This window comes from Micromonospora echinofusca (genome assembly GCF_017614955.1).
Lineage (GTDB): Bacteria > Actinomycetota > Actinomycetes > Mycobacteriales > Micromonosporaceae > Micromonospora > Micromonospora echinofusca_A.
Map to the genome: position 1 here is coordinate 1 of NZ_WVUH01000334.1, position 7815 is coordinate 7815.

Genomic DNA, 7815 nt, shown 5'->3' on the forward strand with positions numbered 1-7815 from the left:
GGGACGGGCGCCGGGGAGCGGGTGTCCGCCTACTCGCCCAGGTACAGCACGGCGTCGACCTCGATGTCGAAACCGTCGAGCGCCACCGGCAGCGTGGTCCGGGCGGGCAGGTTCTCGGTACCGAAGAACTCCTGGTAGACCTCGTTCATCGCCGGGAAGTCGGCGAAGTCGCGCAGGTACACGCCGACCCGTACGGCCCGGCCGAGATCACCGCCGGCCGCCTCGGCCACCCGGGCCAGGTTGGTGAAGGCGGCCCGTGCCTGCGCGACGAAGTCACCCCGGACCCACGTGCCGTCCGGTAGCACCGGACACGCCCCGGCAAGATAGGCGTGGTCCCCGGCGACCACGGCGTGTGAGTACGGCCCGCCGGGCGGCGCCGCCCGGTCGGCCATGACGATCTTCTTGGGCATGGTCAGCCTCCGTTTCGGGGGAACTGTTCGGTGAGCCCCTCCGGACCCACCAGGGGGGTGGTGAGCAGACGGCGGATCGCACGGTCCCGGGTGGCCAGGGCGTGCCGTTGTGCGTCGGTGAGCGGCACCCACGGTGGGACGGGCGGGGACAGTCGCGGTGTCATCGGCCGACCGGCGCGGTAGGTCACCTCGTTGACCAGCCGTAGCGGTGCCGTACGGCGCTGTCCGTGCACGTCGACCAGCTCGAAGCGGCCCGGCTCGACGGTGAACACGGCGATGTCGGCGGGGGCGCCCGGCGCGAGCGTACCGACGCCGTCGGCCAGTCCGAGGGCCCGCGCCGGGTTGACGGTCGTGCCGGCCACCACCTGTTCGAGGCTCAGGCCGGCGGCCATCAGCTTGGCCATCGTGGTCGGCAGGTCGAACACCGGCCCGTACAGCGACCTGCTGTGCAGATCGGTGGAGATGGTGTGCGGTGGCATGCCGGCCGCCAGGTGGGCCTCCAGCACGTCGAACGCGAAGCCGCCGGAGCCGTGCCCGATGTCGAACAACACCCCCGCCTGGTACGCCTCCTTGGCCGCCGGGTCGTACCCGTCCGGACCGGCGGCGATCCCGCTGGCACAGTGCGTGATGATGTCCCCCGGTCGCAGCAACGGCAGCATCTGCGCGATCGACGGCGGAGCCGCACCGATGTGCACCATCACCGGCAGTCCGTAGGCTCCGGCCACCTCGGTTGCCCGGCGCAGCGGGGCGAGTCCGTTCGAACCGACGTTGTGCCGGTCCATCCGGACCTTGATGCCGACGATCGTGTCGCGGTGCGCCCGGACGGTCCGGGCCGCCAGGTCGACGTCGCAGTTGGCCAGTTCCCGCGACTCGCCGACCGGTGCCACCAGGCCCATCGCCGAGATGTTCAGCAGCACCGGCACCCGTACGGCGTAACCGGCGGCTGCCGATGCGAGTGCGGGGAACGTGTACGCGCCGGACGAGCCGGCGTCGACCCAGGTGGTGACGCCGGAGTGCCAGGCCACCGGGTCGGGGTCGATACCCCAGTAGGTGGCCCCGACGTGGACGTGGGTGTGCAGGTCGACCAGTCCTGGCGTGACCAGCCGACCGGTCACGTCGACCACCTCGTCGGCGTCCTCGTGGGGCAGCTCCGGTGCCACTGCGGCGACCCGACCCCGGTGGACCGCGATGTCGTGCCGACCGGTCCGACCGGTGCCCGGGTCGAGCAGGTCACCGCCGGTCAGCAGCAGATCCCAGGTCATTGGCGCTCCATCGCGTTGCTGATGCACAGCTTGTACAACTGGGCGGGCCGGCCCTTGCGGTGCATCTGGGTGCTGCCCTGGATCGCCACCAGACCGGCGTCGCCCAGCTTCCGGATCAGCCGCCGGCCACTGGGGTCGGTGATGCCGAGGTGCTGCGCGAGATCGCTGGGCGAGATGGCCCGTCCCTCCAGGGTCCGCTCGACGGCTATCAACCGGGACAGCGTCGTGGCGCTGAGCCCCACCTCACCGGCCAGTTGCTCCACCTCGGCGGTGTGGTCCCGGTAGGTGAAGGTGACGGCGGAGCCGGCGGGACTCATCGGGCCGATGATGACCCCGCTGTCCTCGATCAGGTATGCGCTCGGCCGACCCTCCTGCTCGGCCCGGGCGGCGGCCCGCTCGGCCAGGTGCAGGCAACTGCGGGCGGAGGCGCCCACCCCGAAGCCTGCCGCGACCCGGATGCCGAGGATGTCCCGCGCCTGGCCCAGCGTGGGCAGTGAGACCCAGCTCCCGGTCGCCTGCTCGAACAGCGCCTGGTGGGCGAAGACGACCAACCCGCGCGAGCCCCGGTCCTCGATCCAGGCGTCCGCGAATCCCGGTGTGTTCACGAGCAGGTTCATCAGGCCCACCCGGGCCCGGTCCAGGTCGCGTTCCGGGCCGACCTTGTCGACCAGGAAGACGCCGGCGGCGAACCGCAGCGCGCTGGCCTGCCGGGACTGCACCCGCAGCGCGAGTTCGTGCAGTTGCGCCCGCAGCGTGGCCGGTCCGGGCAGCCCGCCGAGCACCCCGAGGTCGCCCTGCAACTCGGCGGCGACCGCGGTGCGCAGGCTGATCGCGTAGTCGGCGCCGGTGCGGGCGGCGGTCTCGCGGTGGAACGCCACGATCTCGGCGAGGCTCTGCTCCGGGTCGTACGGCAGGCAGATGACCTCGGTCGGGTCCAGCTCCAGTGCCTGGACGACGTCCGCCACCGTCTGGATGTCGTAGGTGTCGATGCTGACCGGGGTGGGGCGCCAGCCCCGGGCCAACGCCTTGAACAGGGCCAGCGACAGGTCCAGTCCGGCCGAACGCAGGATGGCGACCGGCAGGTCGGCCGGCAGCAGGTCACGGCACTTCGCGTACGGGACGGGGCCGAGCAGCAGTCCGTCGACGCCCTGCTGGGTGAGCAGCGCGTCGACGAGGTCGTGGACCGCGTCCTCGTGCTCGTAGACGACCCACTCGAAGGTCACCCCGGCCAGGGTCCGCGCCGCGTCCGCGAAGACCGCACGGTGGCTGGCATGGATGACCAGACCGATCACCATCGACCCTCCTGGTTCGAAAATAGTCCGTTAACGTTGGCGGCGACATCGTGCGCCCTCCTGGTGGGTTGCGTCAAGACGTTGACCAGCAGTCCTGGATCCGGCAAGCTGTGGCGACCAAAAGCGAACCACATCCGAACCTGTAGGGGGTGCCGGTGCGCCGCGACCACCGCGACGGACAGCTACTCGACTGGCGCGCCAAGGGCTTCTGGCAGCCCGGCCCGCCGGTCTCCACCGCGACGTTCGCCGCTGCCGGCCACCACCTCTTCGACGGTGCCCTGTCCTGGCCGGTACTGGTCGCCCGCCAGGGTTCGCTCGCCCACAACATCGGGACCATGGCCGCCTTCTGCCGCCGGCACGGTTTCTCCTTCGCACCGCACGGCAAGACCACGATGGCACCCACCCTGTTGGCGGCCCAGCTCGCCGCCGGGGCCTGGGCGGTCACCGTGGCCACCGCCGGCCAGTTGCTCGCCTGCCGGACCTGGGGCGTGCCCCGGGTGGTGCTGGCCAACCAGCTACTCGATCCGGTACCGCTGCGGTGGTTGGCCGGCGAACTCGACCAGGGCTTCGACGCCCTGTTCACCGTGGACTCGGTCGCCGGGGTCGAGGCCGTCACCGCCGCCCTCACCGGACAGCCCGGCCGCACCCCGGTACGCGTCCTGGTCGAGCTGGGTCACTCCGGTGGCCGGACCGGCTGCCGCACGGTCGACGAACTGGTCGAGGTCGCCGAGGCGGCCACCGCCGCGCCCCGGGTACGCCTCGACGGCGTCACCGCCTACGAGGGTGGTCTACCGGACGTCGCAGCGGTCACGGCCTATCTGGACCGGACCCGGGCGGCGGTGACCGAGTTGGCCACCCGGGGGCTGCTGCCGGCGGAGGTCGTCCTCAGCGTCGGAGGCAGCGCCTACTTCGACGTCGTCGCCGACCGGCTCGGTGGCACGTGGCTCCCCGGCCACCGGCTGCGGGTGGTGCTGCGCAGCGGCGCGTACGTCAGCCACGACCACGGTTTCTACGCCGAGCGCACACCGTTCCGCCGGATACCCGGTGAGGGATCGCTGGACCCGGCGCTGGAACTGTGGGCGCAGGTCCTCTCCACACCCGAAGCCGGACTGGCGATCGTCGGGATGGGGAAGCGGGACGCGCCGTACGACGAGGGACTGCCGGTACCGCTCCGCATCCGGCAGGTCGACGGCACCGTCGGGGACGGCACCGGGATGAGCGTCACCCGCCTCAACGACCACCACGCCTATCTCACGGTCCCGTCCGGGACCGCGATCCGCCCCGGCGACCTGGTCTGTTTCGGCATCTCCCACCCGTGCACCGCATTCGACAAGTGGCGGTTCATCCCGGTCGTCGACGCCGACCACACCGTGGTCGACGTCCTGGACACCCACTTCTGACCCGTTCCACGGAGGGCCCGGTCGACATCACCAGCGGCCCGACACCGCGGTGGCGGACGCCGGCCCTGTCGTGGGCCGACCACGCCGGTCGGCGGACCGTCACCGGGTCGAATGAGCGGGGGCGGCTCACGATTCTCGGTGGTCGTCCTCCCACCGTGCGGTCGACCACCAGCGTTCGAACTCGCCCCGGTCGATCTCCCGGTCGGCCAGGAGTGGGTCGAAGAGGTCCACGACGGGAGGATTGAAGAGCCAGTCCCCGGTGTCGGTCCTGGTCGCCGTCCCGTTGCCGGTCCGCTCCACCTGTCGGACACGCCGGCCGTCAGCGCCGATCTCCAGCAGGTACGTCGCCGGATCGTCGTCGTCCCACTCCTGGCGCAGATAGACGATCTCCCGGTCGGCGAGCGCCCCGAAGCCCGGCAGGGCCCGCTGCCGGTCGCGTTGGACGCGTAGCTCGTCCAGGCCGGCGGGCATCACCGGTGCGTCGATGTCCACCTCCGCCAGTCGCCAGTCCTCGGCCTGCGCCAGGCTGTCCGGTGCGACGACGACCTCGACCTCGGCGAACGTCTCCCGCACCTCGCGGACCGACCGGGCGTGGATCCACCACCACAGACCACCCATGCCGTAGTCGTGCAGCACGAGGTACCGCTGTTTGACCACCGGGTGCTGCGGACTCATGACGCCGGAGCCGTGGTCGGTGCCTGGTCGAGCAGGGCGCCCAGCAGGGCGGCGGACTCGTCGGAGAGCCGGTAGAGGCCCTGGAGGCTGACGGAACGTTCGAGACGGCCGTCGACGACGTACTTCAAGGCGCGACTGTCTCCGCGCCGGTTACGCCAGGTCAACACGCTGAGCAGCTCTCCCGGCACGGCGATGTCGAAGCGGATCGGTGTCGCGTCGACGTGTACCGGGCTCGCACCGCACCCCTGGGCGCCGAGTACCGCCCAGGCGTCGTGACCGGGGTAGGCCGGGTCACGCCAGGTCGCAGGAGCGGCGCCGCAACAGTCGCGCCGCTGCTTGTCGACGACCCGTAGCCGGCTCAGTACGTACACCACACAACGGTCGACGTGCAGCGCGTACACGTCGTCACCGACTCCGACGCTGCTCCAGCGGGGGAGGGACTGGTGCACGCCGCTGAAGGCCACCGGGGGTCGCTCGCCGGCGCGGTGCCGACGTAGCTCCCGGCAGACATCCTGCGTCCACAGGGTCGTGAAGGCCGCCATGATCGTGAGCATAGGAGCAGGGCCCGACCATTTCGCCCGGCACCGTACCGCCGCCGGGCCGCGCGGTGCGGGTGCTCACCGGTGTGCGCGGGCGATGCCCCGCCGGACGAGGCCACGGATCCCGGGGAGGGTGATCGCGCGGATGGTGAGGTCGCCCATCCACACGTGGAACCGGGTGGGCGGCGCGTACTGGCGCATACCCCGCCGGGCGATCGCCTGACGTCTGGTGATCTCCGGGCGTAGTCCGGTCTCCCAGTCGGTGAGGGCCGCCGGGATGTCGTCGTGGCGGTGCAGGGCGGTGCCGAGCCGGTCGGCTCCGGCCAGCGCGAGGGCGGCGCCGTGCCCGGCGAAGAGGGTGACGCACCAGGCCGCGTCGCCGAGCAGTACCACCCGGCCGGTGTGCCACCGGGGCATGGTGATCTGGCTGACGGCGTCGAAGTAGGCGCCGGCCGGGTCCCCCGCGAGTTGCCGGATCGCGTCGGGTACGCCTCCGGCGAGGTCCCCGAACGCCGCGTCGATCGCGTCGACCGGCCCGCGTGCCAGTTCGGTGGGCGGGTCGGCGTGCCGGTACGTGAAGAACGCCGACGACCGTCGTGGGCCCAGGTTGACGATCGCGGCGGTGCGTCCCGGACCGATGAACGTGGTGGCGGAGGACCCGGGGACGCCGGGCACCGGGTGGGGCAGCGGAAAGGCGGCCACCAGGTACGGCAGGTCGACGCGGTGACCGGGGCCGAACACGGCGGTACGGGTGGCGGAGTGCACCCCGTCGGCGCCGACCAGCAGGTCGGCGTGGTGGGTGCTGCTGTCGCTCAGGGTGACCCGTACGTGGTCGCTGTCCTGGTGGATGGCGGTGACGGTGGTGCCGAAGCGGATGTCGGCACGGTCGTACACCGTGTCGTGCAGCGCGGCTTCCAGGTCGCCCCGGAACACGGTCATGGCCCGGGTGCCGAGGGTGGCCTCGGCGATGGCGGCCGGCACGGTGAACTTGGGCCGCCCGTCGCCGTGGACCAGCACGGTGGTGAACGGTCCCAGGGCATGGGCGGCGAGTCGGGGGAGCAGGCCGAGGTGTTCGGCGGCGTCGTAGCCGGGTCCGATCAGGTTCACCAGGTAGCCGCTGCGGCGTCGGGCGGGGGCGCGTTCGACGACCAGGGTGCGCCATCCGTCCTGTCCCAGTCGCCGGGCGGTGGCCAGTCCCGCGATGCCCGCGCCCACGATCACTGCCTGCTTCATCCAACGCCTTTCCCGAGCCCAGTATGAACAACTGTTCAAACCAGTATGAGCGCTTGCTCATACTGGCGCAACGGCACGCTCCGCCACCTAGACTTCGGGCATGCCGCGCGGAGTAGCCATCCCAGGACTCAGGCAGGAACTCTTCGCCGCCGTCGAGCGGTTGATCGCGGCGGACGGTCCGGGCCGGCTCACCGGTCGGGCGGTGACCCGGGAGGCGGGCGTCGCGACCGGACTGCTCCACGCGCACTTCGCGAACTTCGACGACTTCCTGACCGGGTACGCGGTCGACCGGTCCTTCCAGATCTCCGGCGAGGTGGCCGGCCTGCCGGACCGTGCCGGCTCCGGCACGGTCACCGGGAACCTGTGCACGGCTGTCCTGGCGACACCGCTGGCCACGCTGACGGCGCTGACCCGGCTGACGGCCAGCCGGCCGGAGTTGACGGCGCACGTCGAAGCGGTACTGGGCAGCGACGTCGCCGGCCTCCGCGGAATCGAGCGCGCCGTCGCCGGTTACCTGGCCGCCGAGCAGCGCCTGGGGCGGATGCCGGCAGCCGCCGACGCCGGGGCGCTGGCCACGGCGCTGGTCGGCGTACTGCACCACGTGGCGCTCACCGACCGCGACGACTCGGCGCAGGACCAGATCCGGCGGGTGATCCGGGCGCTGACCCAGGGTTCCCCCGCCGCAGCTCCCTCCTGAGCGGCGGTACCCGCCTCCGGTCGTCAGCTCGTTCGACCCCCGACCCGGCCGGCTGCCCTGGGCGTCCCGCACGGCGGGACCACCCGAATGATATTGATCAGATACGATATGCCGATCGATCGGTCATGAGGGGGAGTGACGTATGGGTCGTCGATGGAGGACCACCTGGCGGTATGTCACCGCCATGCTGCTGGCACTGACGATGGGAGCGGTCGTTCTGCCGGCGCCCGCGCAGGCGGTGGACTACCCCGGCGGGCGGCGCATCTACAGCGTCGCGCTCGGAGCCATCCCCGCCGCCCGCCGGGGT

General features: G+C 71.9%; 8 protein-coding genes. 2 read left to right on the forward strand and 6 right to left on the reverse strand.

All coding sequences use genetic code 11. The features are described 5' to 3' along the window. Positions 1-29: 29 nt before the first annotated feature. From GSF22_RS27410 to GSF22_RS27420, 3 genes are read right to left on the reverse strand one after another with little or no spacing between them, the layout of a single operon-like run. On the reverse strand, positions 30-410 hold the full coding sequence (locus GSF22_RS27410) for a RidA family protein (protein ID WP_208816628.1): 381 nt from the start codon (positions 408-410) through the stop codon (positions 30-32). A 2-nt stretch (positions 411-412) separates the two neighbouring features. Further along, on the reverse strand, positions 413-1672 hold the full coding sequence (locus GSF22_RS27415; RefSeq protein WP_208816629.1) for an amidohydrolase/deacetylase family metallohydrolase: 1260 nt from the start codon (positions 1670-1672) through the stop codon (positions 413-415). Continuing rightward, a complete protein-coding gene (locus GSF22_RS27420; protein WP_208816630.1) occupies positions 1669-2967 on the reverse strand; it encodes a helix-turn-helix domain-containing protein in 1299 nt (432 codons plus the stop codon). The genes GSF22_RS27415 and GSF22_RS27420 overlap by 4 nt, the downstream gene beginning before the upstream one ends. A gap of 152 nt (positions 2968-3119) precedes the next feature. On the opposite strand from GSF22_RS27420, the gene GSF22_RS27425 reads away from it, so the two are divergent. Continuing rightward, positions 3120-4364, forward strand: a complete 1245-nt coding sequence (locus GSF22_RS27425; RefSeq protein ID WP_208816631.1) for an alanine racemase — start codon at positions 3120-3122, stop codon at positions 4362-4364. Between the two features lie 126 nt (positions 4365-4490). Here the strand turns inward: GSF22_RS27425 and GSF22_RS27430 are convergent, their stop codons facing one another. The 3 genes from GSF22_RS27430 to GSF22_RS27440 all read right to left on the reverse strand — a co-directional run bounded on the left by GSF22_RS27430 (position 4491) and on the right by GSF22_RS27440 (position 6811). Then, entirely contained in the window at positions 4491-4982 is a 492-nt protein-coding gene (locus tag GSF22_RS27430) for a hypothetical protein (protein WP_208816635.1), read from the reverse strand. A gap of 53 nt (positions 4983-5035) precedes the next feature. Further along, positions 5036-5581, reverse strand: a complete 546-nt coding sequence (locus GSF22_RS27435; RefSeq protein ID WP_244454223.1) for a hypothetical protein — start codon at positions 5579-5581, stop codon at positions 5036-5038. Between the two features lie 75 nt (positions 5582-5656). Then, on the reverse strand, positions 5657-6811 hold the full coding sequence (locus GSF22_RS27440) for an FAD-dependent oxidoreductase (protein WP_208816633.1): 1155 nt from the start codon (positions 6809-6811) through the stop codon (positions 5657-5659). 100 nt (positions 6812-6911) lie between these two features. On the opposite strand from GSF22_RS27440, the gene GSF22_RS27445 reads away from it, so the two are divergent. Then, entirely contained in the window at positions 6912-7508 is a 597-nt protein-coding gene (locus GSF22_RS27445; protein WP_208816634.1) for a TetR family transcriptional regulator, read from the forward strand. Positions 7509-7815 lie beyond the last annotated feature (307 nt).